Source organism: Crateriforma conspicua (genome assembly GCF_007752935.1).
Lineage (GTDB): Bacteria > Planctomycetota > Planctomycetia > Pirellulales > Pirellulaceae > Crateriforma > Crateriforma conspicua.
On record NZ_CP036319.1, the window covers coordinates 1633671 to 1660040 of the forward strand.

Below are 26370 nucleotides of genomic sequence, written 5' to 3' on the forward strand. Positions count from 1 at the left end.
TCGACGGACGCGTCAGGCGTTCGGGGCGTCGAAGACAAATTCGGACTCGCTGTGGCCATGGACACTCGGACGGATCGTTGGGAATCGACAAGTCAGCCACTTTAGCAAAGCATTTTCAAAAATGCTGCTGCAAATCGGGCTTCGCCCCGGCATCGGCCAGCGACTACCGTGGACCAGGCCTCGTCGGGCCGGCGTCAGGTCGAACCGGCTCCGGGGCATGCTAGACTGGTCGGTCGCGTTCGGCCGGGCCGTCGTGGCGGTGTTGCAAATTAGGTATTTCGCTGGGGCGACTGATAAGCCGATGGATTTTCACTGTCTGGGGACCGCCGGGTATCACCCCAACCGGTCCCGGCATACGTCTTGTTACTGCGTGCCCCAGTGTGGATTGGTGTTGGATGCCGGCACGGGGCTGTTTCGGCTGACTGAATTGATCGAGACGGATCACCTGGACATCTTGATCAGCCACGCCCATTTGGACCACATCGCCGGTCTGACTTTCTTGCTGGATGTTTTGCATTGTCGTTCCGTCGCCGGACGGCCGGTGGATCAGGTGCGTGTTTTCGGTGAAGCGGCCAAGCTGGACGCCATCCAGACGCATCTGTTCGCGGATTTGATTTTTCCCGCTCCCTTGGATGTTCAGTGGGTGACGATCGACGACACCCCCGAATTTTCTGCCGCCGGTGCGACGGTGTCTTGGCGTCGCCAGCCACATCCCGGCGGTTCGGTCGCCTATCGGCTGGACTGGCCGGCCGTCGCATCTTGCCAGGCCAAGCGTTTGGTCTATGCCACCGACACGTCGGGGCTGACCGACCCACAGGACATCACCTGGTTCGGTGGGGACGCCGATACAGCGGGTGGTATTGCGGCCAATGCGGGTTCCGGGGCAGCCGCATCGGTGCCGGATCTGATGGTTCACGAATGCTATTTTCGCGACACGCATCGCCAGTGGGCCGAGAAAACCGGACACAGTTGGACCAGCCGGATTGCCGAACTGGCCGCATTGATTCGTCCGCAACGGTTGCTGCTGACCCACATCAACCCGCTGGACGAAAGTGTCGATCCGGTGGACTCGGAGAAAATCCGGAAAACGTTTTATGGCGAACTGATGATCGCCCAAGACGGTCTGAAAGTGTCGTTCTAGAACCGGGGGCGAAATATTCGCCCAAAAAACCAACCGGAATTGAAGTCACAGGGGCCAATTCCGTCTTGTCGCCTCGGGCCGGATCGCTACACTCTGCCCTTTCTACAAGGCCAGCGTAGCTCAGTTGGCAGAGCAGCTGATTTGTAATCAGCCGGTCGTGGGTTCGAATCCCTCCGCTGGCTCTACAACAACGACAGACGCTGGTGGCCGCTGGCCCGGCCTTTGCGCCACGGCAACGTGCGTGCAATTCGGCTCTGGCTGGTTGTAGGCCAAAGAAAAGACGTTGGAAACAAGAACAGAAAAGATACGGATTAAGACGGGTAGCAACCGAGAAGAAACAATCAATTCGATTTGAACAATTCGGGGGTTTGTCCGAGTGGTTAAAGGAGACGGACTGTAAATCCGTTGGCTATGCCTACGCAGGTTCGAATCCTGCAGCCCCCACTGAATGAGCCCGTCGGTGATTGCGTCGTCTGTCGTGTCGATTTCTTCGATGCCGGTTGATGCCCAGCGACGGGGGCAAGTGGCCCAGGCCGGTTGTCCGGCTTGTGGTTGCAAATCGCGGGTGTAGCACAATGGTAGTGCAGCAGCCTTCCAAGCTGAATACGAGGGTTCGATTCCCTTCACCCGCTTTGGCCCAGGTGTATTTCGATCGATCGGTTCCGCCGATTCGCCCACCGGACGTCCGAGGTTATTTGCTTTGGCGGTTCGGTTTGCAGGGCGGGGGTTGGCGGAGTCGCGCGAGCGGCGGTGCATCGAACGCCGAAACATGCTGCTGTAGCTCAGGGGTAGAGCGCCTCCTTGGTAAGGATGAGGTCATGGGTTCAAATCCCATCAGCAGCTCTTGATGGTGACCGACCGGGTCACGGCGGAACTGGCTTTGATAGGCCGGTGCCGCTGTCGACGCGCCGTCGCCGGATGTACGTTTTGTTTCGTTTCGACAGAGATAGACAGAATTAAAGCGGTCTCGCACGGCCGAACGTTTGCTGACGACCCCGTGGGTGTGAACACGGACAGCATTCGGGAGGATTACCACTGAGCGTATCTCGGCGGTGATAGTGGTGTGAACGATCGTGATCGCAGGTGAACCAGAATGGCTAAGGACAAATTCGAAAGGACCAAACCCCACGTTAACGTTGGGACGATTGGCCACATTGACCACGGTAAAACGACGACGACTGGCGCCATTCTCGCCGTCCAAGCCGCCAAGGGCTTGGCCGAAGCGAAAGGCTATTCGGATATCGCCAAGGGCGGTACCGTTCGTGACGCGACCAAGACGGTGACCATCGCGGTTGCTCACGTCGAATACGAGACCGACAAGCGTCACTACGCTCACATTGACTGCCCCGGCCACGCCGACTTCGTCAAGAACATGATCACCGGTGCCGCCCAAATGGACGGTGCCATCCTGGTCGTGTCGGCCGCCGACGGCCCGATGCCGCAAACCAAGGAACACGTGCTGTTGGCCCGTCAGGTCGACGTGCCCTACATCGTGGTGTTCTTGAACAAGTGCGACTTGGTCGACGACGAAGAGTTGTTGGAACTGGTCGAACTGGAAGTCCGCGAACTGCTGACCAAGTACAAGTTCCCCGGCGACGATGTCCCGGTCGTGCGTGGTTCGGCTCTGCCGGCTTACAACAAGCCCGACGATCCGGAAGCCAGCAAGTGCATCAGCGAACTGATGGACGCCCTGGATGAATTCATCCCGGAACCGGCTCGCGAAGAAGACAAGCCGTTCCTGATGGCCATCGAAGACGTCTTCTCGATCGAAGGTCGTGGTACGGTTGCTACCGGCCGGATCGAACGCGGCGTAATTAAGGTCGGCGAGGAAGTCAGCATCATCGGTCTGACCGAAGAGCCCACCAAGACGACCTGCACCGGCGTCGAAATGTTCCGCAAGGAAATGGAAGAAGGCCGCGCCGGCGACAACGTCGGGTGCCTGCTGCGTGGTGTGAAGCGTGAAGAAATCCAGCGTGGTCAGGTCTTGGCCAAGCCGGGCAGCATCACCCCGCACACCAAGTTCGAAGCCGAAGTTTATTGCTTGAGCAAGGACGAAGGTGGACGTCACACCCCGTTCTTCAGCGGTTACCGCCCGCAGTTCTACTTCCGTACGACCGATGTCACCGGAACGGCCAACTTGGTCGACGCCGAAATGTGCATGCCCGGTGACAACGTCAAGGTCACCGTCGAATTGCACAAGCCGATCGCCATGGACGACGGTGTACGCTTCGCGATTCGCGAAGGCGGCCGTACCGTCGGTAGTGGTGTCGTGACCAAGATCGTCGAGTAGATCGGGGCGTCGGAAGACAAGGCCGATCCCGGTAGCGCTTCCGAAATCTTGATCCAACGGTTAACCTTGGACGCCCGACATCCGATGGGCGTTCAAGGTTTTTGCGATCCGCAATCCTGGCATTGCACGCGGGCGTTGGTCCAGTAATGGACGCACCGTCGCCAACAAACGGCCCACCGGCCGATCGAATCTGCTGCGGAATGCTGGCATTCCATCGGATTCACCCAGGGGTGTAGCTCAATTGGTTAGAGCACTGGTTTCCAAAACCAGCGGTTGAGAGTTCGAGTCCCTCCGCCCCTGCTAATACGTGCCGGCGTCTGTTCCCTCGGTTCCAGACGTTCGGTGCCCACCCGTCGCCCGACTTGGCGGTCTGCGTTTTTTGCAGCCCGTCGATGCGAAGGTCGGTCCGGTTATGGTTCCGGTCCGGTTTTCGTCCGTGCGGTATGCGGGACCAGGGTTCGTGCGGTGCACCCCGCATGCGAGCCCACCACTAGCATCAATCACATTTACGAAGATGGACGACGCGATCGGTTCGTGTCATCCAGTGCCGAAACCCTGACCGTTCGTCGCCACACAAGAATCGTCGCCAAGTCGAAACATTTTCGTCGTCAGCAAGGATTTTGGTCGTCAGCAAGGACGCGTCCGGCGATTCGGACCCACCATCGCCACATCACTACGCAACGGCTTTCCCAGGGAGCGGATGCATGTCCCGCGATATCGCCCAAGCCAATAACAGTCCTCTGATCAGCGAACTGTTCCAGGCGTCGGTTTACAAGCCCACGCAAGGACGGATCGTCCGCCAAGCGACCGCGCTGGCGATCTGGGTGATCGTCGGGCTGGGAGCCTGGCAATTGAATTCGACGATGAAGTCGATGATGACGGCCGGGTCTTACTGGCCCACCGTTGTCCCGGGGGTGGTTTTGGTTGCCGGCCTGTGGTTCGGTTTTCGCCTGGTGAACTGGCCCCGTTTCGCTGACTTTTTGATCGCCGTCGAAGCGGAGATGAACAAGGTCAGTTGGCCCAGCAAGGACGAACTGATCCGCGCGTCGATCGTGGTCATCTTTACGATCTTTTTCCTGGCCACCACGTTGTTCTTGTTCGACGTGCTTTGGCAGTGGTTCTTTAACGTTCTGGGCGTGACCAGCTGATAATTACCGGGCTTTTGCAATCCCGGGCCCACCCAGGTCTTCTGAAATCAAATTCCGTCTGTAATCTATTCCGGCATGTCTGTCCCCCCAAACGAATCGTCCGACGACCAACCTCGCGACCTGAATGATCTGGTCGATCGCGTCGAAGACGACGGCGCGGACCAGGCGACGCCGGAGGCTGATGCTCCGGTCGCCGATGCCGCAACGCCGGAACCTGCCGCGCCCGAATTGCCGCCGGCCGCACCACCCCCGCAAAAATCCGAAGCCGAAAAGAAGATCGAATCCCCGATCGGTGATGTCCAACCGTTGATGGATTGGTACATCTTGAAAGTCGCGTTCAATCGCGAAGATTCGATTGCCGACGCGCTGCGAAAACGCGTCAAGATGGAAGGGATGGAAGAGTTCTTTGGCGACATCGTCGTACCCACCGAAGACGTGGCCACGTTCACCCGCGATGGCAAACGCCGAATTACCAAACGAAAGCTTCTGCCCGGCTACGTCATGGCCCACATGATCATCAACGATGACACGTGGTTCTTGGTGCGTGAGACCGCCGGTATCAGCGATTTCACCGGCGCCGCCGGCAAGCCGATGCCGATGGAGCCGGAAGACGTTGAACGATTCATCAACCGTACGGCCGAGGAAGACGAAGAAGAACCGACCATCAAGACGTCGATTCCCTTCAAGGTCGGCGACCGAGTTCGCGTCAAGGAAGGCAACTTCGAGAATCAAGAAGGCGATGTCGATGGCGTGGACGAAGCCAACGGTCGCGTCACCGTGATCATCAATATTTTCGGACGCAGTGTTCCGATGGAACTGGATCACTGGCAGGTCGAACCGCTGTAAGCAGCTGAGGCAAGTCGCGGGATGACCCGTGCGAAGCGGCCGTTTCCGCCGCCGGCAATCGTCGCAATCTTGCCCCGATAAACAACCATTACACTCGCAAATAGCCAATCATCAGTCACGACGCGAAGAGCTAACCAAACATGGCCAAACAAGTCACCGGTCAAGCCAAGTTCCAAGTCCCCGGCGGTCAAGCGACCCCCGCGCCGCCCGTCGGTACATCGTTGGGTAAGTTCGGCGTGAACTTGGGACAGTTCGTCCAACAGTTCAACGATCGTACCAAAGAGTATAACGGTACCCCGATCCCCGTGATCGTGACCGTGTACAACGACCGAAGCTTTGAATTCGTTACCAAAAGCCCGCCGGCCGCATCGCTGCTGAAGCAGGCCGCTGGAATCGCCAAGGGCAGTGGCGTCCCCAATAAGGACAAGGTCGCCAAGGTGACCCGTGCTCAGTGCGAAGAGATCGCCACCAAGAAGATGGCCGACTTGAACGCACGCAGCGTTGATCATGCCGCACGGATGATCGAAGGCACCGCCCGCAGCATGGGCATCGAAGTCGAAGGCTGATGATCGGCCGGGGCGTCCAAGCGGCCCCGTGCTGATGGCTTCGCGCTGATGATGCACACCGGTTGCGTCACGTTCCGCACGGACAACACCACGTGTTGACGGGGCGAGCCCGTTGAATCTGGTGGCATTGAAACCAGGATCATTGAAACCAGGGACATCGATCAACGTTTGCCTGCAAAGCAAACCAACATAGGCCCGCGTGATGACCGGTCGCGCGGGCGTTTTGCTGCGCCACACCCGCGGAATTCTGTCGATGCCCGGCCGTCAATCAAACAGACGGCTGAAATTTTCCGGGCGAACGACGCCTTGGTCTCGAAGGTGCTTGACCAGTGCCGTGCCCTTTTGGTTGTGGTGGCAGAAGCGGATCCAGTCCTCGGCCACCAAGCGATAGGGCAGCAGGTTCAATTGATCCGCATGGTCGGCCGCAGTCGACAGGATATCGATCGCATTGGGTTGTTGGCTGCACGCGGCAAGTTTGCCGCGGAACAGATCCGACACCATGCCGGCGTAGCCCGACGGCTGGCGGCCCATCTTTGCCAAGCGGCGTGACAGTTTTCGTTCGACCAACTTGGTTTGGCCGGCGGATGGGCCGTCGTCATCCCTCCGATCCTTCCAGGATTCGAACAGGCCTCGCAGGACAAATTCATCCTGCAGGACCGACAGCAATTCAAAGCGTTTGGCCAGACGCCGGATCCAGCGATTTTGGGGTCCGGAATCACACTGGGCGACACGATCCCACAATCCTAGATAGCTGTCGCGTGCTATCGCGCTGATCCTATCGAACGCGTCGATCCACTGTGGACCCAGTTCATGAATGGATCGACGGGTCAGTTTTTGGATTTCCGAAACGCCGTTCATGTCGTCGTCGGCCAGCCAAGCCGCCAGTGAAAGCCCACCGGTGGACACCAGCCATCCGAACCGGTCATTTCGACGGTTGGCGTCGTCACGCATCTGATAGGCCAGCGCCCGCATGGCTTCCACATCGCCGGTCTTCAACAGCGACCAGATGATGCCCCACTTGGTATGAAATAGTTCGAATCCACACCGCTGTCCCGATCGTTCGTAGTGGATCGCGGATTGCTGCATCGGGCCGATTGCGGACGCCCAGTCACACTGCAGCAAATGGTGATATCCCCAGGCGCTATGGAAGTCGCCCCACAATTTTTCGTCGTGACAGGCTTCGAAACGCGGGCGGATTTCTTCCAGCAGTTGACGGCTGCGGGCTCGCATTCGGCCCGGCTGATAGGAACCAAAAACGGCGGATCCCACGGCCATGTGCAACCGCTGGGCTTCGCTGCCCGATCGGTACGCCACCTCGGTCGCCGCCAGGCCCAGTTCCGTCGCCAAGCCGTTGTCCAGCATGGAAAGCGGGCGGGTGAGTTCGACGGAACAACGTAAGCGTAGGTCTTCGGTGTCCGGCTTGTTCCCCGTGGCATCCTGTGGCCGTTGATCCGGTGACCTTTCATCGGGGCCATCGGTGGACGGGGCCGCAGCGTCCTGGGGCGGCAGGTCACCGAATTGAAAACCGCTCAGGCTAAGGCGAGCGGCTCGGTACAAGGCCGCCAGCTTGGATTTCCAGGGCGACTTGGGGGCGGGCAATCCGGTGCAACGGCTCAGGTCGGCCAATCGTTGTCGAAATCGTCCCAGCTGACCGCTGCGGACGAACTGGACCAGCGCGATCATTTCCAGGTCGGTCTTTTCCGGCGAATCGTCCTCCAGATCGGCCAACTGTTGGAAATAGCGTCCCGAATCGGCGGGGCGATCGGCGGCGTCGAAGCAGCGTGCGACTTCGCGAAGTTGTTGCTGAAGTTCTGGCCCGCTCAGCTCGGGTAAGACCCTTTCCCGCCACCGCGCCGCTTCGGTCATCGCCACACGACGCTCGGCATCTTCGGCCGCCTTCAACGCATACGGGACCGCTTCGCCGGGTAATTCCGCGTCCAGCAGGTGACCGGCGATGCGTCCGGCCAGCGAATCGGCGTCACGGCGGGCGATCAGCAGTTCTGCCCACTGGCGATGCACCGCCAACTTTCGTTTGCCGGACATCGTGGCCATGACGCCTTCGGCCACGCTGCAGTGGATCGCGCGGACAGAACCGCCGCCGGACCCTTGTTCATCGTCATCGTCGCTGCCGGCCGTCGGTTGCGTGTCATCCAAGACCAACCGCTGGTGCGACAATTCCGAAATCACCACGTCGACCGCTTCGCCCAGCCCGCTCAGTTGGCCCAGTTCGCGATAGGTGACGCCCTGGCCTGCGACACAGATCCATTCCAAGACCTGCTGGGCCTCGGTCGATAATTGATCGATGCGGCGTCGCCACAATCGCATGCGTCCGATGCCCAAGTCGCTCGACAGGTTGCCGGGTGGGGACAGCACGCCGCCGGGTTTCAATTCATCGGCGACCATTTGAAGGTCCAGCGGGCAGCCGCCGCACACCGACACCCAGTGTCGAATGACGTCGTCCGGCAGCCCCAACGCCCAGCGATCATTGACTTCGCATAGCCATTGATGGGCGGTCCGATCGTTCAGTGGTTCCAGCTGGATCGTGGCATCGGCGGCACGGTGCTGCAGTCGATCCGGCGTCCGCGAAACCGTGATGATTCCGAACGAATCCAAACCCGACGCCTGCAGATCGTCCAGTAAATTCAGACTGTCACGATCGGCACGATGGACGTCGTCAATGATCAGGATCAAAGGGCCTAGGGAAGATAGTTCTCGTGTCAGTCGAACGCCGGCCTGAATTGCGTTCAGACGCTGGGAATCGTGCGGCGGGGGCGCAAGCGTATCGTCCGGCTTGATCATGCTGGCCAGCACCGGAAACGCTTCGTGCAGCACCGACGTACTGGCCAAGTCCATCCGAATCGGCTCGCGATCGGATTTCATGAAACGGCCCACGATCTCATCGACGATCGTGTCGAACGCTTGCAGCGGTTGGCCTTCGCGCGGCAAACACTTGGCCCGAAAAATTTGGATCCAGCCATACTTTGGGAAGGCTTCCAAGACGCGATCGAGCAGCGCGGACTTACCCATGCCGCTATCGCCACAAATATGCAATCGCCCGGACCCGCCGCTAGCGATGCAGCGAATCCAAGCGCGAATCTGGTCGCATTCCAGCGGTCGGCTCGAAAATTCCTCGTGTCCCAACGCCAACAAGTTGACTTTGGGAGGCTGGCCCAGCCGTGAAATCATCAACGCGCTGGGTCGTTCGGCCGGATCCAATTCCAGCATTTCGGCACAAGCGTTACGCAACAACTGGGGAATGGAGGTCCCCATGCTTTGAATCGCGCCCCGGATCAATTGGCCGTCCTGGTCCCGCGAACTGTCGCTGCGGGGCAAGTCGTTTTCGTCGTCTCGTCCCGCCGATTCGATACTGCGTGCCACCTGGACGATCGACAGGCCCAAACTGAAAACATCACCGGCCGGCATGTAGTAGCGATCCCAGCAGGTTTCCGGTGCCATGTAGTTCGGGCTGCCGACGTAGTAATGCCGGAATCCGTTGGGGTCTTCTTGTGGGTCGAATGTACCGACCAAGCCGTAGTCAACGATGCGGCCGCGTCCCTGGTTGTCGACCATCAGGTTTCGCGGCTTGATGTCCCGATGGACCAGTCCCACATGGTGCATCGCCGCGAGTGCGGATGCGTAATCGCGGGTCAGTTCCAGCAGCCGCTGCCAACGCTGTTCGACCGGCAAATTCAACAGTTCGTCGACGTAGTGGTACAACGTCACACCATCGACTTCCTGCATCGACAAACCGATGAAGTCGTCCAGGCGGTGCATGCGATGGACCCGCACCAGCCCCGGGTGCTGGATGTTCTGCATCCGCCGGAACCCGCACTTGTTACGGACCAGGTCTTCGGGGCTGCCGGGCAACAACAGTTTCAGGGCCAACGTCCGTTCGCCACCGCCGATTTCCGAAACCCGATAAACGCAACCGCTGCTGCCGCGTCCCAAGCATTCACGCAGAATGAAACTGCCAAGCCGGTCGCCTTCCTTCCACGGCGGCGGTTGATGACGGTCCAATGGCGATGAACGACGAGTGTCCTTGCGCAATTGGCCCCGGGTCACCGTTTCGGATGACTGTGGCGGCAAAAAGTCGGACTGGCTCGGTCCCGCCATGGGGGCACATTCCAGTGGGCGATCGTGACGAAACGGTTCGGGCTGTTGCGCTGCGGTCCCCCATGCCCGAGGAGAGCCACCACGATTCTAGGATGGTCACCGGGCGTCGGCGGACCATCCGATGTCGCCGACGTGGGGGGGGTGGGAACAGTCTAAAACCGTCCAGAGCCTTAGGAAACGGCCAAAATGGCGATTTCAAGAACTCTCGATGCACACAACCGCACCCTGTTCCGCCGCACTTCGCCGACAGGCATCCAGGACTCGTTGCGTCTTTAAACTGATCTCAGGCCAGTGTGATTCTAGTTGACCTGACAGGGCGATATCGCCCAGATGTCGAACCATCCGAACTTCTTGTGCGTCCGGTTCGCCGCCGGCGAACTCGTCAACACGTCGTCCGTCGCTGACGCGACGGAAATTCCAACGGCAATTGTCCACCTGCAGGTCGTGCCGGTTTTCGGTCCAATGCAGCGAGCCGTCGTAAAAGGGCAACACAAAATCGTCCACCGCCACATAGCCGCGATCGCCGCTGACCAGGGCCGTTTGTTGGTTCGCCGTCAAGAATGAACAGTAAAACGCGGCGCTGGTTTGATCGTCGAAACGCATCTCGGCGGAAAATTCGCCCGGTACCTTGGCGTTGCCCTGGCCGATCGGCGTCAACGTACGGGCCGAAACCGATTCGGGCATCCGGCCACCGGTGACGAACAGCGTGAACCGGATGCAGTACCAGCCCAGATCACCCAAGCAGCCGTGCGGTTCCAGTTCGGCGTCGGCGCGAATGTTGGCGCCCACAAAATCGTCACCGCCGTTGAAGGAAAAATGGGTTTGAATACGGCGCACGTTGCCGACCGGGCCACCGGGGCGCAGTGAATCTTCAATCCCGGCCAACCGCGTGCTGTGATCAAACATCACGCCGTCCATGAATTGCACGCCCGCGTCTTGGCAAGCTTGGATCATTTCGGCGACGTCATCGCCATGGACCGCGACCGGTTTTTCGCACAAGACGTGCTTGCCCGCCGCGGCGGCTTTCAAGACCCACGGCTTGCGGATACCGGTGGGCAGCGGGACATAGACCGCGTCAATGTCGTCGCGTTGCAGCAGCGCGTCGTAACCTTCGACCGCTTCGGCCGTGACACTTTGCGGCACTTCGGCTTCGCACTGGGCAATGAAATCGGCCGCCCTTTGGACGCTCCGGCTGGCAACCGCAGTGATGACGCCGTTGCCGCTAAGTCGGATGGCTTTCCAGTTCTTTCTTGCGATGGCGGCGGCGCCCAGAAAACCCCAGCGACACGGTTGGGAACTCATGGATGACAATTTCACGAATTGGAAGGAAACAGGTTCGGTGGTGAAAGATCATCGCGTGCCCTCCGGGAAGAAGGCACGCGAACGGCGAGGTCATGCGGCGTTGGATTTTTTAGAACCGAAACCCTGATTCGATCTGGGCATCTTTGATGACGATGGAGATGCCGTCACGGACTTGGAAGGCGTCATCCTCGCCGTGATAGTCGACCTTGCTGGCGTTTTCGATCACGACGTTTTCCCCGATCCGACAGTTCTTGTCCAAGATCGCGCCACTGATTTGACTGTTGGCGCCGATACCGACGGGCAGTTTGCCGTCGCGCGGCCCCTGTCGGCGTTCGATGAAATCCGCCCCCATCACCACGCTGTCGCGGATGGTCACGTTATCGCCGACGACGGTCCGCAAGCCGATCACGCTGTTTTCGATCGTCACGTTGTCGCCGATGTGGCATCCGTCGGCGATCAAGCTGTTGTTGATTTTTGCATCGCCCATGATCGTCGGCGGCAAGAATCGTGGCCGACTGTAGATCGGTGCGTTTCGGTCCCGCAAGTCGAAGGGCGGGTTCTTTCCGGCCAGGCTCAGGTTAGCTTCGTAAAACGCGCGGATCGTTCCGATGTCTTCCCAGTATCCATCGAACAGGTGCACGTTAACTTTGTGCGAATCCAATGCGGCGGGGAAAACTTCTTTACCGAAATCCTCGTGGGTGCTGCTTTCCAGCAGGTCGACCATCACCGATTTGTTGAAGATGTACAGGCCCATGCTGGCCAGACATTCGCGACCTTGGGCGGGGATCCCGCGTGCTTCGATCCAAGCCGGATCCATTTTGACTTTGGCCAGTTCTTCGTCGGTTTGGGGTTTTTCGACAAAGCCACGGACTCGTCCGCTGTCATCAACCTGCATGATGCCCAGGGCCGACGCATCCTTGCGGTCCACCGGAATGGCGGCGATCGTCGCATCGGCGCCGCTGTCGATGTGCGTCTTCATCATGTCGCGAAAGTCCATGCGATACAGTTGGTCGCCGGACAGAATCAAAATGTGTTCGATCCAGCTTTCTCGCAGGTGCACCAAGTTCTTGCGCACCGCATCGGCGGTGCCCTGGTACCAATCGGTGCCTTCGCTGACGGTTTGTTGAGCGGCCAAGAGTTCGACAAAACCACCGCTGAAAATGTCGAACGTGTAGGTTTGCCGCAGGTGCCGGTGCAAACTTTCCGACAAGAACTGGGTCAACACATAGGCGCGATTCAGACCGCTGTTGATACAGTTGCTGATTGGGATATCGATCAGGCGATACTTTGCGGCCAACGGCACGGCCGGTTTGGCACGAATTTTGGTTAGCGGGAACAAACGCGTCCCACGGCCTCCACCCAAAATCAATGCGATCGTATTGCTCAGGTCGATATGTTCGCTGGACATGCTGTTCTCGTGGTTCTAACGCTGGATGGATGCCGGCCCCGACGTCGGGACTCGCGGGCGTTTGGCGATCGATATGGGATGCGACCGTTTTAACATCGGCGGCTGGGGCGGTGGGATTTGCTGACACGTTTGTCGTGTCAGTTTGACCACGAACGTCGGGCAGCCGGCGAAGGGGCGCGAAAGATTGGTTTGTACTGCATCGGCCCGTGACCAGAAAGGTTTGCGACAACGCGTCATCGCGCCGCCGCGTCGATCCGCCCGGTAAGGGATCGTCTATCTGGAATTTTCGTCAATCTTCCCCGTCTGTTTTGCCGTGATTCGATGTCCCGGGCGACCCTCCGAGGTGATTCCCCGTCCGATAGGTTCGGGTAACACGATCGTCAAAGAAGTCCCGACAATCCCTGACAAGCGATCACGTCGCGACTTAAACTGGGGGCGACGCCGCGATCCCCATCGCCGACGTTTTTGTTCGCCAGTTTGCCCCGCATCACTTTTCTGATGGTCCGGACATGAAGACCACAAAAATCGGCTTCCGCGCCGTTTGCAAAACCCGCCAACCGATCGGTCACTTGGCCCGTCGATCCTTGATGTCGGTCACTTTGGCCGTCGTGATGGCCAGCCCATTGTCGGCGGAAACCTGGACCAATCTGGAAGGCACCAGTTCCATCGAAGCCCGGATGATCGGACGTTGGGGCGACAACGTGGTGCTGGAAACCAGTGGCGGTCGACGCGTCACCGTCAAAATGGAAGACCTGCGGTCGGACAGCCGTATCCAAGCGGACGACTTGGCGGCCGAACTGGATCAGAACCGCGATGCTTCGGTCCAGCAGCTGCAACAGCAGGCGGAAATCGCCGCGGCCCCGGCTCCCGACCCGCTGCCCGAGCCCGAACCGGCGCCGGCGTATCAACCTCCGCTACGCAATGTTTCTGCCGAAGAAGCGTTCAACCACATGGTCGCGCAACTGCAGGCCGGTCACGTCCGCGTCCTGTTCGAATCGTTGCCGCCGCTGTATCGCAAAGATCTGGAAAAGATCATTGCCCAGGCCGCTAGAAAACTGGACCCGTCGGCTTTCGATGCGGTCACGTCCACGATTCATCAAGTGGGTGACACGGTCGTGACCCGCCAGAACTGGTTGTTTTCGCACCCACGCTTTGAAAGTGTTTCGGCGGAAACCACGGCACAGCTTCGTGAAATGACCTTGGCTGCCGCCAATATGATGCGGTCCGGTTTCGACCCGCAAACGCTGAAGCTGGAAGACTTGAAAACCCAACCTTTCGGAAAGTGGTTGGCGGATTACGACACAGCCATGGCCGCCTATTTGCATCCGCTGATGGATGATTCGGCGTCCAGCGGTGTACCAGAAATGACGTTTGATGAAGGCAAGGATGGCAAGGTCACGGTCACCCAAGTCATCAGCGAAAAGCAAAAGGTTCAGTTCGACTTGGAAAAGGTCGACGGTTTCTGGTTGCCGTCCAGTTTGGCCAAAGACTGGGACAAACAAGTCGAACAATGGCAGGCAAAGCTGGACGAAACCGACGACGGCAGCGTCGGTGGCGGCGGCGTGGCGGCAATGGTCAGCGGAGTCGCCGGGCCGTTCCTGCAACCGCTGCGCGATGCCGGCACGGCCAAGGAGTTCCATGTGGCCATGGAATCTCTGATCGCCGGGGCGGAAACGCTGGGCAAAATGATCCCCAAAGATTTGGGCATCGATCTGGGCGGTCGCCAAAACAACGGCTACGGCTATGGCGAAGAAGATTACGGGTACGGCGAGGAAGAAGAGATGTATGGCGACGAGTATGGGGATGAATACGGTCGGTGATTCGTCAAACCCGAATTGCGGTCATCGGCGGCGGCTTGGCCGGCTTGGCAACCTCGGCGTGGTTGCGGCTGGATGCACCGGAGATCGAAGTCTGTCTTTTTGAAAGTGCCGATCGTCTGGGCGGTGTCATTGGCACGTCCACGTTGGAACATCCCGATCTGGGGACGATCCACTTGGATCGCGGTGCCGATATGTTGGCGACCGAGCCCTCGTCGGCGCTGGATCTGATCGACCGTTTGGACGCGTCCGATCGCCTGATCCATCCGAAATCGGCCGGTCGCGGCGCGATGATTGTCCACCAAGGACGTCTGCGCAGCATTCCCGAGGGCTTTGTGCTGATGCGGCCCACACGCTTGCGTTCCATGGTCACCACGCCATTGCTTTCGCCACAGGGCAAGCTGCGTCTATTGGCCGAGCCCTGCATTGGTGAACCAGATTCGGAGGATGATGAAAGCGTGGCGTCATTCGTCCGCCGACGATTCGGGGACGAATTGTTACAGCGGATCGTTCAGCCGTTGGTCGCCGGTATCTACACCGCCGACGTGGAACGGTTGAGCATGCGTGCGACGATGGCCCCGATCCACGCGATGGTCCGTCGACACGGATCGTTGACCGCCGCGACACTGCGTCGTCGGTTCGGGGGACGTGATGGCGTTGAGGCCACCAGCAGTGGTGCACGCTATGAAAAATTCCGCGCATTTCGCTTCGGCATGCAAGGCTTGATCGACTTGTTGGCCGAATCATTGCCACCCACGTCGGTCCGTACCAACGCCGCGGTCAATCGCATTGGCCGCAATGAACGGGGCGGTTTTGATTTGGCATTGGCTGATGCTTCGGTGCAAAGCTTTGACCAAGTCGTCGTCGCGACGCCGGCATCACGCACGGCGAATCTGATCGCCGATTTGGCGCCCGCCGCGTCGGATCAACTAGCGTCGATCATTTCGGCGTCCGCGGGAATCGTCGTCATGGTGGTGCGCCGTGAAGACATGCCGGGGTTGCCACCCACCTTTGGTCTGGTCGTCCCGGCGATCGAGAATCGACGCATCCTGGCCGTCAGTTTTGCCAGCGAAAAGTTTGCCGGTCGGTGTCCGCCCGATCATGTGATCGTTCGCGTTTTTGTCGGCGGCATGCTGCAAAGTGATTTGCTGCAGCGTGATGACGCCGACTTGGTTCAACTGGCCACTGACGAACTCAGAGATCTGGTTGGATTGTCGGGGGCTCCGGTGCATCAAACAGTTGTTCGCTGGAACAAAGCGATGCCGCAATACGAAATCGGGCATCTGGACCGAGTCGCCACGATCGATGCCGATATTGCCAGGATCCCCGGACTGCACTTATGCAGTAACGCACTGCGTGGCGTCGGCATTGCACCGCTGATCGGACAGGCTGGGCAAGTCGCTAAGGCGGTGATTGATCAGGCCGCATCGACCGCAACTGCGTGCTGCTGATGTCGATGCGAAAATCGGATTCGGGAACCAAATCACAGATGGCCAATAGGTTTTGGCACAGCGGTAACGTTGTCGCGTCTTGAAACGTGTGTCCGATCAACCGTCCGAACACAACAAACTGGCACCCATGTTGTCGGATCTTCGCAATGCACTGGTCGCGTTGGCGGGGACAATGATTGGCATAGGCCGGATCATTCAGCCGTAGTGCCGTATCGGCGCCGATCAGGAAACGGCACCCAGGAAAACACGCGGCCTTTTCAAAAAAACGTGCCGCCCGGGTGACCAGCGGTGTTCCGATTCGTTGCACCCGAGCCAGGCGGCGCTGCAGATCCGCATCGTCAATGTCTGGCTTGTCCACATTGGCAATGGAGATTTCCGGCTGAACCTTCGTGGCGTACTTGCGTGACGCCACGTCAGCCATCGCCAAGTGGCCGTCGTGGATGGGATTGAAGCTGCCTGGAAATACCAACGATCCGCTTTGGTATTGACCTTGGATCAGCATGGAACGGCACCTTTCGGTCGTCGCCTGTCGATCAATTTGCCCAAGTCGATTTACCAGCCTAGGACGTAGGCGAACATCAGCGGAGCCACAATCGAAGCATCGCTTTGGATCATGAACTTGGGGGCTTCCGGTTCCAGTTTGTACCAAGTGATTTTTTCGTTCGGCACAGCGCCGCTGTAACCGCCATAGCTGGTCACCGCATCACTGATTTGACAGAAGTACGCCCACAAAGGAATGTCCAGCTTCAAGTCTTGGATCAACAACGGCACGACGCAAATCGGAAAGTCACCTGCAATGCCGCCGCCAATTTGGAAGAAGCCGATCGGGCTGTCGGCCGCTGTGTCCTGGTACCACTGGATCAACGCTTCCATCTGGCGTGTGCCCGACCAATACACGTCGTGCCGGGCGACCTTCTTTTCGTAGACGCGTGCGGCAAAGATGTTGCCCAGGGTACTGTCTTCGAATCCCGGAACGAAAACGGGGATGCCGGCTTGCATCGCCGCCATCAGCCAACTGTTTTCCACCGGGATCTGGTAGTGTTCTTTCAGGGTTTCGTCCCGCAGCACTTCCATCATGTACCAAGCCGGACTGTGCGATTCACCTTCGTCGGCGGCCTTTTGCCATAGCTTCAACAGACGGGCTTCCAGGTGCCGCATCACCGTTTCGGGAATACAGGTGTCGGTCACGCGATTGAAACCTTCGTCGCGCAGCTTGACCTCGTCCTGTACCGACAAGGCTCGCCAGTCTTCGACAATGCGATATTCGTCGTGGGCGACCAAGTTGAAGACGTCTTCTTCCAGATTGGCGGCGGTGCACGTGATGGCATGAACTTTGTTCTGGCGAATCATCTCCGCCAGCGAACGACCGATTTCACCAGTGGACATGGCACCGGCCAGAGTCACCATCATCTTTCCGCCACCACCATCGGGCCGGACAAAGTCGCGATAGACGCGAGCCGCCTGGACGGTTTCGCGGGCGTTGAAGTGATGAAAGTGTTGGTCCAAAAATTCCGAAACGTTCACTCGTTTCCTCGGTCCAGTTGTAAGCGAAGGTTGCGAAGTCGCAGGGCGTTGGCGATGACCGAAACACTGCTAAAACTCATCGCCGCAGCGGCGATCATCGGGCTTAGCATCCAACCGAGCAAGGGATAAAGCAAGCCGCCAGCGATCGGAACGCCCACCGCGTTGTAGACGAACGCAAAGAACAGGTTCTGGCGGATGTTGGCCATGGTTTTTCGGCTTAGCAATTCCGCAGCGGCGACGCCTCGCAAATCACCGCCGACTAGCGTGATTTTGGCTGAATCGATGGCGACCCCCGCGCCGGTTCCCATGGCGATGCCCACGTCGGCCGCCGCCAAGGCCGGGGCGTCGTTGATTCCATCGCCGGCCATCGCCACCACGTGACCTTCACGCTGCATGTCGCGGACAAGGTCATGCTTTTGCTGTGGTGTGACACCCGCATGGATTTCGTCGATCCCCAGTGTCTGGCCGACCGCAAGAGCGGTCGGCCGTGCGTCACCGGTCATCATCACAATCCGCTTGCCGGAATCATGCAAAGTCGCGATCGCATGTTCGGTCGACGGCTTGATCGGATCGGTGATTCCGATCACACCGCGGACCGCATCGTCGATTGCGACCAGCACCGCGGTCGCACCATCGGACTGCAATTCGGTCATCGTCGTGGTGGCATTTTCTGGAACGTCGATGCCATTGTCCGATAGCCAGTCCGGTTGCCCCACGCGAATCACGTGACCATCGTGTTGTGCGGTGACGCCACGACCCGTGGTGCTTTCAAAGGCTTCGGGCGTCGGCAACGGTTCATCGGCGGCGTGCCGGACGATGGCCCGCCCCAGCGGGTGTTCGCTTGACGATTCGGCGATTGCCGCCAGACGCATCCAGGTTTCCGAAGCATCGTCGCCAATGCTTCGAACGTTTGTGACTTCCGGACGACCGACCGTTAGCGTGCCTGTTTTGTCCACCACGATGGTGTCGACTTTCTCCATCACTTCGATCGCTTCGGCATCCTTGATCAAGACGCCTTCTCTGGCACCACGACCAACACCGACCATCACGGACATTGGTGTTGCCAGGCCCAACGCACAGGGGCAGGCGATGATCAGTACGGCCACGGCGGCAACAAAGGCATGTGCCAAGGTTGGTTCCGGTCCCAAAGCCCACCAGGCAACGAAGGCGATCAGCGCGGAAGCAATGACGGCGGGAACAAAGTACTGGGAAACCTTGTCGACAAGTCGTTGAATCGGAGCCTGGCTGCGTTGGGCTTGGGCCACCATTTGAACGATTTGGCTGAGCACGGTTTCGTCGCCGACATTGGTCGCCGTCATCGTCAATGCGCCCGACTGGTTCAAGGTGCCGCCGGTCAACGAATCGCCGGTCTGCTTCATTACCGGAATCGGTTCGCCGGAGATCATGGATTCATCGACGTGGCTTTGGCCATCGACCACTTCGCCATCGACGGGGATTTTTTCGCCAGGTCGAATCCGCAATCGGTCCCCCTGACGAACTTCGGCAAGTGACACGTCGGTTTCGTTGCCACCGTCGTCCATTCGGTGTGCCGTGTCGGGTGTCAGTTCCATCAACTGGCGAATGGCATCTCCGGTGCGACCTCTGGCACGCAGTTCCAGGACTTGGCCCATCAAAACCAGGGTGATGATGACCGCGGCCGATTCAAAGTACAGGGGCAGGCCGTCCCCGGAACGAAACGCATCGGGGACCACTGCCGGCGCAATCAATGCGACCGTGCTGAACGCGTAGGCGGCAAGGGTGCCCACCGCGATCAGCGAAAACATGTTCAGGTTCCAACCTTGGAACGACTTGACGCCACGAACGAGCAGCGGCCAACCGCATCCGAAAACAATCGGCGTCGCCAATGCCCATTGCAGCCAACCGCCCACACGCGGCGAAACCGATTCGGTGATCGGTATGCCGACCATCGGGCCCATCGACAGGATCAGCAGCGGGATCGACAACGCGACGCCGATCCAGAAACGACGCCGCATGTTTTGGTACTGGGGATCATCGGCAACATCGCCGGCGACTTGCACCTGCTTGGGTTCCAAGTCCATTCCGCAAATCGGACAATCGCCGAACCCGATCTGTTCGATTTCGGGGTGCATCGGACAGATATAAACGGCGTCCGGATCACCGGTGGAGACGCCAGGGTTGCTGCCGCCGCCGATTTGCAGCACGGGCAGCCCGCCATCACCGCCGCCGCAACATGCCCCATGACCCTGGGCCTTGGCCGCATCCTTTTCGCGCCGTCGTCGCAACGTGCTTTCGGGGTCCGATGCGAATTTTTCTGCACAGCCTGGACAACAGAAGTAATAATCGGTGCCCTGGTGATGTCGGTGCGGCGCCCCGTCGGGATCAACGGTCATGCCGCATACGGGATCAATCGCGTCGGCGGTCCTGTTCATGGTGATGGATCTTTTTCAAAAAGGGTGCTTCCCTGCCCTCGGGCTCGGGCGGGGATTCAGCACCTCGAATCAAGAATTTCGGTTCGGGGGCGAAGATCGGGGCCGTGGGCGGGCTCTGTATTCCGGCGGGACGCTCGGTTCTGTTCCAAAGGCCGTCTTTTCGCTCCGATGGATCCCCCCAAGATTCGACTTTGCAAATCACTTGCCACCCATCATCGCGTTCGCCATGCGTTCTATAAAATCAGTCGCCCAGCTGGCATCATTCGCCGCCGCAATCACGGTCGCCGCTGTGATTCAAAATTGCGTTTTCCAGGTACGTTCCGACGCTCAGGAGACCGAGGTGTCATCCGAAGACCGACCGGCACCCAAATCCATGTGGAATGTGCCATTGAAAACGGCCGGAGGTTCACAGTTTTGGACCGACCACGTGCACCGGGAAGAATACCGGATTCAGCAGAACGTGTTGACCAAGCACTGGCGGCTGTTGGACCAGAAAGACGTTCGGCGGGCTTGGGGCAGCCGCGAGGCCTGTGAAGCCGTCTTGGATCAACTGTGCCCATTGAAGCCCGCGGTCGCGTCGGACGCCGGCGGCAAACCCATCGTGATGTTGCTGCACGGATTGTTCCGCAGCCACCGGTCGATGATGGGCTTGGAAGACGCGATCGAAAAAGACGAACAGTTGGACGCGGTGACCTACAGCTATGCCAGCACGCGAGGCGGCGTCGCCGAACATGCCGCGGCACTGGCCGATACGCTGCGGTCGCTGCCCAAGGATCGGCCGATCGCCTTCGTCGGCCACAGCATGGGGAACATTGTTGTGCGGCACTTGATTGCCGATCTGCAAGCGTCCGGCGATCCGGACCATTTGCTGCCACGCTGCAAGGCGATGGTCATGTTGGGGCCGCCCAACCAGGGCGCGATCATTGCCAAGCGATTGGCGCAAACGGGCGTGTTCGGCATCGTGACCGGCCAGGGCGGCATGGAGTTGGGGCCGGAATTTGAAAAACTGGAAAAGCACTTGGCCATTCCGCCGTTCCCCTTCGCCATCGTCGCGGGAGACATGTCCGATGAAGCCATCCAAAACCCGTTGACCGAGGGCGCCGGTGACTTTGTCGTCAGCGTCGAAGAAGCTTATTTGCCCGGGGCGGCCGACACCCAGACGTTTCCCCTGCTGCATTCGTTCATCATGGACGATCCCGACGTCCAGGCGTACACCATCGATTTCCTAAAGACCCACTTGGGCTTGAAGGAATTGCCGACCGGTACACCCGAAGTCTCGGATGCAAACTGAGCGGATTGACCGCCGGCTAGAGTTACCGAGCTTTTGGGCTGTCGTTATCACAGTGCGTCGAGCGACGCATGCGTCGCTCGACACTGCATCGGGGAGAAGACTGCTTTGAATCGAATCATTCACGCTGCGTTGTTTTTGGGATTCGTGCTGTTTGCTTCGATCCCAGACGCTCGTTCGGCGTCCGCGGCGGACTCCGCTGTCACGACAACCGGGGATCAAACGGGCTCCGGTGCAAGCGTCTGGAACCAGTGGCGTGGCCCCGATCGCGATGGACGCATCCCGGGATCGTCGTGGCCGGACAAGCTGGACGGCAGGTTGCAATTGCAATGGTCCAAAGATCATTCACCCAGCTACAGCGGGCCGGTATTGCTGGATGATCTGGTCTTCACCACCGAAACCATTGACCGCAAGTATGAACAGGTCACGGCGTATCGGTTGTCCGACGGGCAAATGGTTTGGAACCGTCGCTGGGAAGGTCATATGGCGGTCCCGTTCTTTGCCGCCAAGAACGGTGATTGGATTCGTTCCACCCCCGCGTGCGTTCCCGGTCATTTGGTGATTCTGGGGATGCGGGACGTGTTGGTTTCGTTGGATCCGCAGACCGGCCAAGAGAATTGGAGGAACGACTTGCCTGCCAGCGAGGGTACGCCCCTGCAACCTTTCGGTGCGGTTTGCTCTCCACTGATTGACGGGGACGTCGTTTATGTGCAGTCCGGCGGTGGGCTGATTAAGGTGGACTTGGCCACCGGGCGAGTCCTGTGGACGGTCTTGGGCGGTTCGTCGGACATGATGTCCAGTGGCGCGTTTTCCAGTCCGGTCATGGCGGTGATCGCGGGCAAGAAACAGTTGGTGGTGCAAACACGACTGGAGTTGTGCGGCGTGGATCCCGACGATGGGACCGTGCTTTGGAAGACGCCGGTGGAGGCGTTTCGGGGAATGAATATCTTGACGCCGCTTGTGATCGGCGACCGAATCTTTACCGCCGCCCACAGCGGACGCAGCCACCTGTTTCAGATCGCCAACGACGATCCAGAAGGCTCGACGGTCAATGAGGTTTGGAGTCAAAAGACGCAGGGTTACATGTCATCGCCCGTCGTGATTGACGGCAACGTGTATCTGCATTTGAAGAACCAGCGGTTCACTTGCTTGGATTTACAAGACGGCAGCATTCGTTGGACGTCGCGGCCGATCGGCGATTACTGCAGCCTGGTCCACAACGATCGGCAAATCTTGTCGCTTGCCAATGACGGCGTTCTGCGTTTGATCGAACCGACGCCGGACAAGTTTCGCGTGGTGGATACATCCCAAGTCGCCGCCGACGCTTGGGCTCACCTGGCCGTCCGTGACGACCTGGTCGTCGTGCGAGACTTGAATTCGCTGCGTTTATATCGTTGGACCGGTTCAGCGAATCGTTGAGCTTGATGAATTCGTATCGGCGTCGGGTTCGTCGGCCATCGCGGTCTTTACACGCTGGACATCGTCGCCCCGAGGCATCCAACCGTTCGCACCGGCGGGTTTGTCCAGCCGCACGACACCTTCGCATGACAATTTGTCGTCGTCGGTCGCCAGAGTCGCTTGGATGACCACTTCGCTGACCGACGGCGGGACGTCGTCCCACATGACGGGAATTCGCAGGCCGCTGACTGGAACTCGACTGACCAGCCCGCGGACTTCGGCAGGGTCAAATTCCCATTTCGCCAGAACGGCGTGCTCATCGGTCTCGTTCGGGTCGATCGCAACCACGTTCAGCTTGGCGTCGATGTCGAATTCGGCCAGATCCAGCGGTCGGTCCGACAGGTCGGTGGCCGTCACGGTCAACAGCATGCCGTTGGCAAGCTGATCGGCCGGATGGTCTTCGTCGCCGAACTGGTGTGGACCGGAAAAGCCGCGATGAAGTGACAGCTTGATCGGCGAGGCATCGGATCGGACGCCCAGTTCTTTCAGCGAATCGGGCAACGGCACCTTCCCGGGGGGATCTTCGGCGGGGGTCCCCGGGGCCGGTGGCGGCAGGATTTCACCCGGTTCGATGGGCGGGATCTGCAAATCGAACGTTCCCGGCGGTTCCGGCTCGCTGGGCGGAGTCGCTTCGCCGATGTCGGGTGTGCCGGTGTCGTCGGCCGGGGCCGGCAGTGTATTGGGCGCCCCATTGTTTTCCAGATCGCCCACACCGGGCGGAATGACTTCGCCTTCGTCGATCCAAGCACTCGGATCATCCAGGTCGTCTAAATCGGGCATGCCGCTGTCGTCGCCCGCCGGTGGCAACACTCGGTTGGTCGCATCGGCCTTGGGCGAATCGGCCGGTGGGATTGCTGTATCGGACGGTTCAATCGCATCGGGGACCGGATCGGCATCCGGTCGCTGGTCGGCGATCGGACTGGGGGGCGGATCCGTCGATTCGGTGCGGGGTGTGGTCGTCCGCGGTTGCGCCAGCTCGGTCGGTGGGTTTCGGTAGGTCGAACGTGGTTCGGCATTCACAGCCGATCGTGCTCGTTCGCGGCGTTCGCGTTCACGTTGCAGCTTTTCAGCCAGCACTTGGTTCTCGTAATCGGCCTGGTACAGCTGGTCTTCCAGCAATCGGACTTCGCTGGTCAGCTTTTGGACGTACAAGTCCTGCTTCGCACGGCTGCGGCAACCGCTCAGTGTTGCGATGCCGATCAACAGCACCGCGACGTGTAACAGGCGAAACGCCGCGGCGCTCGATGGCGGCGTAAGCGGGTGGGGCGGCGACGGCGTGTTTGCGATCAATTTGCCGGGTGCGGCGCTGGAATGAAGGAAAATTCTGAATTTCGCTCATGTCCACCTACCAAGCAGCCGACGCGCCGGTCAATGCGAGATTGCCATATCTGTATAGGAAGATCGCCACGTCTCGCCGGGAAACCGGCACGCCGCTTTGAAAACGCATGCCTTTGCCGGCCGCAGGCAAAATTGGGGGAGGGCTTAAAAAACCCAGCGGGCCGCGCCGATGGTTCGGCGGGCCCGCTGCGCGGCAGGTTTGATTCGGTTGCGGTGAAGCGATTCGGGATCGAATCACTTGCCATCCGGTCGACGATTACTCGCTGATCTTCGCGACCAGGTCCAGCACCTTGTTGCTGTAGCCCCATTCGTTGTCGTACCAGGAGACGACTTTGACGAAGGTGCCATCCAGTTGGATTCCGGCGCCGGCGTCGAAGACCGAGGTGCGAGCTTCGCCACGGAAGTCGGTCGAAACGACCTTGTCTTCGGTGTAGCCCAGGACACCCTTCATCGAGCCATCGGCGGCTGCCTTCATCGCCTTGCAGATGTCTTCATAGGTGGTTTCCTTTTCCAGTTCGACGGTCAGGTCGACGACCGAAACGTCGCTGGTGGGAACGCGGAACGCCATGCCGGTCAGCTTGCCGTTCAATTCCGGAATGACCTTTCCGACGGCTTTGGCCGCACCGGTGCTGGACGGGATGATGTTTTCCAGGATGCCGCGGCCGCCGCGCCAGTCCTTCTTCGAAGGTCCGTCGACGGTTTTTTGGGTCGCGGTGGCGGCGTGAACGGTGGTCATCAAACCACGCTTGATGCCGAAGCTGTCGTTCAAGACCTTGGCCAGCGGTGCCAAGCAGTTGGTCGTGCACGAAGCGTTGGAAACGAATTTTTGGCCGGCATAGCTGTCGTCGTTAACGCCCATGACGAACATCGGGGTGTCGTCCTTGGACGGTGCCGACATCACGACCTTCTTGGCACCGGCGTCCAAGTGGCCTTGTGCGGAATCCGCGGTCAAGAAAATACCGGTCGATTCAACGACGACGTCGACACCCGCGTCGCCCCATTTCAGTTGGGCGGGATCGGTTTCGGCGGTGATGCGGATCTTTTTGCCGTTGACGACCAGGGCGTCGCCGTCGACAGCAACCTCGCCCTTGAACGGGCCGTGAACCGAGTCGTATTGCAGCATGTAGGCCAAGTAATCAACGTCCAACAAGTCGTTGATCGCGACCACTTCGATATCGTCGCGGGTGACCGACGAACGAAACACCATCCGGCCGATACGACCAAAACCATTGATTCCGACTTTAACTGCCACGGTTCGTCTCTTTCTGTTCTCTCTTGGGACATCAGCCAAGCCAAAGTCGCTACAGACCCCAGGCCGGCGGTGGAATAGATTCTGTGGGGACCATGATGCAGACGGTCGTAGGAAGACCGCTGACACGTCGTTCACGGAGCGGGATTATAGGAAAGCATGACCGACTTGAAACAGCCCCCGCCCGATCCGACGCCGCCACAGTGGCGACGACCGCGTGGCGTGGCGCCGGGAACCTGGCAGTATCTTCATCAGCGGACGATCGCCGACCATTACGACGCGTTTGTGGCCGATACCCCGCTGTGCCACCTAGATGATGAATTCCTGGCGGAATTGTTCCCGCGACGCGAAACCGCAGGCTGTCGGGTCGCCGATTTGGGATGCGGCACCGGCCGATCGGCGATTCCGCTGGCCCGACGCGGCTATGACGTGGTCGCGATCGACCTAAGCCGGCCGATGCTGCAGAACCTGATGCGGCGGGTCACCCAAGAGATCCCGACGGATTCACAGCCCGATTCACCGGTCGGACGCATCTTTCCGGTCCAAGCAAATTTGGTCGAACTGGATTCGCTGGCCGACGATTCAATCGACCACACCATCTGCATGTTCAGCACGCTGGGCATGATTCAGGGACGTGCCAATCGAAACGCGGTGCTGCAGCACGCCCGCCGGATGACCCGCAACGGGGGCCGGCTGGTAATTCACGTCCACCATCGTGCGGCCTGGTTTGCCGAGCCCGGCGGAATGCGTCGCTGGTTGGCTTCGGCGGTGAAGGCCTGGACACGGAAGGATCACGAATTTGGCGATCATGTGTATGCCTATCGCGGGCTCAGCCAGATGTTCTTGCACCGGTTTTCACAACGTGAAATCACGACTGCGGTTCGCCAGGCCGGTTGGACCGTCGATCAGGTGCACCGAATCGCCGCCGATGGCACGGGCTTTTTGTCGAGGCGACCTCGTTTGCCGTCAAAGATCGGCGGGTTCATCGTGGTCGCGCAGTGAACTGCAGATCGGAATGAT

The 26370-nt window shown here is 59.4% G+C and carries 18 protein-coding genes and 5 tRNA genes; 15 read left to right on the forward strand and 8 right to left on the reverse strand.

Features of this window, described 5'->3' with window-relative positions; genetic code table 11:
- Positions 1-301 precede the first annotated feature (301 nt).
- The 10 genes from Mal65_RS05990 to rplK all read left to right on the forward strand — a co-directional run bounded on the left by Mal65_RS05990 (position 302) and on the right by rplK (position 5991).
- On the forward strand, positions 302-1141 hold the full coding sequence (locus tag Mal65_RS05990) for an MBL fold metallo-hydrolase (RefSeq protein WP_145294817.1): 840 nt from the start codon (positions 302-304) through the stop codon (positions 1139-1141).
- A 109-nt stretch (positions 1142-1250) separates the two neighbouring features.
- Positions 1251-1323: transfer RNA gene (locus Mal65_RS05995), tRNA-Thr, on the forward strand.
- Positions 1324-1503: 180 nt separating this feature from the next.
- Positions 1504-1585: transfer RNA gene (locus Mal65_RS06000), tRNA-Tyr, on the forward strand.
- A gap of 117 nt (positions 1586-1702) precedes the next feature.
- Positions 1703-1773, forward strand: a tRNA-Gly gene (locus tag Mal65_RS06005).
- 139 nt (positions 1774-1912) lie between these two features.
- Positions 1913-1984: transfer RNA gene (locus Mal65_RS06010), tRNA-Thr, on the forward strand.
- A gap of 250 nt (positions 1985-2234) precedes the next feature.
- On the forward strand, positions 2235-3431 hold the full coding sequence (gene tuf, locus Mal65_RS06015) for an elongation factor Tu (RefSeq protein ID WP_145294820.1): 1197 nt from the start codon (positions 2235-2237) through the stop codon (positions 3429-3431).
- A 226-nt stretch (positions 3432-3657) separates the two neighbouring features.
- A tRNA-Trp gene (locus Mal65_RS06020) sits at positions 3658-3731 on the forward strand.
- Between the two features lie 404 nt (positions 3732-4135).
- Positions 4136-4579, forward strand: coding sequence for a preprotein translocase subunit SecE (secE, locus tag Mal65_RS06025; protein WP_145294822.1), 444 nt, complete (start codon positions 4136-4138; stop codon positions 4577-4579).
- A gap of 75 nt (positions 4580-4654) precedes the next feature.
- The gene (gene nusG, locus Mal65_RS06030; RefSeq protein WP_145294825.1) at positions 4655-5425 is read left to right on the forward strand and encodes a transcription termination/antitermination protein NusG; all 771 of its coding nucleotides are present in this window, start codon (positions 4655-4657) and stop codon (positions 5423-5425) included.
- A gap of 140 nt (positions 5426-5565) precedes the next feature.
- On the forward strand, positions 5566-5991 hold the full coding sequence (gene rplK, locus Mal65_RS06035) for a 50S ribosomal protein L11 (RefSeq protein WP_145294827.1): 426 nt from the start codon (positions 5566-5568) through the stop codon (positions 5989-5991).
- 264 nt (positions 5992-6255) lie between these two features.
- Here rplK and Mal65_RS06040 read toward each other — a convergent pair whose 3' ends face one another.
- The 3 genes from Mal65_RS06040 to Mal65_RS06050 form a co-directional block, all read right to left on the reverse strand.
- The gene (locus Mal65_RS06040; protein WP_145294830.1) at positions 6256-10104 is read right to left on the reverse strand and encodes a serine/threonine-protein kinase; all 3849 of its coding nucleotides are present in this window, start codon (positions 10102-10104) and stop codon (positions 6256-6258) included.
- Between the two features lie 195 nt (positions 10105-10299).
- On the reverse strand, positions 10300-11406 hold the full coding sequence (locus Mal65_RS06045; RefSeq protein ID WP_145294833.1) for a Gfo/Idh/MocA family protein: 1107 nt from the start codon (positions 11404-11406) through the stop codon (positions 10300-10302).
- A gap of 109 nt (positions 11407-11515) precedes the next feature.
- Positions 11516-12814: a glucose-1-phosphate adenylyltransferase gene (locus tag Mal65_RS06050; protein WP_145294836.1), complete on the reverse strand. Its 1299-nt coding sequence runs from the start codon at positions 12812-12814 to the stop codon at positions 11516-11518.
- A 509-nt stretch (positions 12815-13323) separates the two neighbouring features.
- On the opposite strand from Mal65_RS06050, the gene Mal65_RS06055 reads away from it, so the two are divergent.
- Both Mal65_RS06055 and hemG read left to right on the forward strand, forming a co-directional pair.
- A complete protein-coding gene (locus Mal65_RS06055) occupies positions 13324-14634 on the forward strand; it encodes a hypothetical protein (protein WP_145294838.1) in 1311 nt (436 codons plus the stop codon).
- Complete coding sequence (gene hemG / locus Mal65_RS06060) at positions 14631-16082, forward strand: protoporphyrinogen oxidase (RefSeq protein WP_196784613.1); 1452 nt, start codon at positions 14631-14633, stop codon at positions 16080-16082. The genes Mal65_RS06055 and hemG overlap by 4 nt, the downstream gene beginning before the upstream one ends.
- On the opposite strand, the gene Mal65_RS06065 is transcribed toward hemG, so the two are convergent.
- From Mal65_RS06065 to Mal65_RS06075, 3 genes are read right to left on the reverse strand one after another with little or no spacing between them, the layout of a single operon-like run.
- On the reverse strand, positions 16033-16584 hold the full coding sequence (locus Mal65_RS06065; protein ID WP_145294841.1) for a nucleotidyl transferase family protein: 552 nt from the start codon (positions 16582-16584) through the stop codon (positions 16033-16035). The genes hemG and Mal65_RS06065 overlap by 50 nt on opposite strands.
- 50 nt (positions 16585-16634) lie before the next feature.
- On the reverse strand, positions 16635-17606 hold the full coding sequence (locus Mal65_RS06070; RefSeq protein ID WP_145294844.1) for a deoxyhypusine synthase family protein: 972 nt from the start codon (positions 17604-17606) through the stop codon (positions 16635-16637).
- Positions 17603-20017, reverse strand: a complete 2415-nt coding sequence (locus Mal65_RS06075; RefSeq protein ID WP_145294845.1) for a heavy metal translocating P-type ATPase — start codon at positions 20015-20017, stop codon at positions 17603-17605. Before Mal65_RS06075 ends, Mal65_RS06070 begins: the two co-directional genes overlap by 4 nt.
- A 226-nt stretch (positions 20018-20243) precedes the next feature.
- Here Mal65_RS06075 and Mal65_RS06080 point away from each other — a divergent pair, with 226 nt between their 5' ends.
- Positions 20244-21308, forward strand: a complete 1065-nt coding sequence (locus tag Mal65_RS06080; RefSeq protein ID WP_165701099.1) for an esterase/lipase family protein — start codon at positions 20244-20246, stop codon at positions 21306-21308.
- 105 nt (positions 21309-21413) lie between these two features.
- The gene (locus Mal65_RS06085; RefSeq protein ID WP_196784614.1) at positions 21414-22724 is read left to right on the forward strand and encodes a PQQ-binding-like beta-propeller repeat protein; all 1311 of its coding nucleotides are present in this window, start codon (positions 21414-21416) and stop codon (positions 22722-22724) included.
- On the opposite strand, the gene Mal65_RS06090 is transcribed toward Mal65_RS06085, so the two are convergent.
- On the reverse strand, positions 22710-23972 hold the full coding sequence (locus Mal65_RS06090) for a hypothetical protein (RefSeq protein ID WP_165701100.1): 1263 nt from the start codon (positions 23970-23972) through the stop codon (positions 22710-22712). The two genes, Mal65_RS06085 and Mal65_RS06090, sit on opposite strands and share 15 nt — an antisense overlap.
- Before the next feature lie 385 nt (positions 23973-24357).
- Entirely contained in the window at positions 24358-25353 is a 996-nt protein-coding gene (gene gap / locus Mal65_RS06095) for a type I glyceraldehyde-3-phosphate dehydrogenase (protein ID WP_145294853.1), read from the reverse strand.
- A 156-nt stretch (positions 25354-25509) separates the two neighbouring features.
- Here gap and Mal65_RS06100 point away from each other — a divergent pair, with 156 nt between their 5' ends.
- Positions 25510-26352 (forward strand): class I SAM-dependent methyltransferase, encoded by an 843-nt coding sequence (locus tag Mal65_RS06100; protein WP_145294856.1) that lies wholly within the window; start codon positions 25510-25512, stop codon positions 26350-26352.
- Positions 26353-26370: the final 18 nt, after the last annotated feature.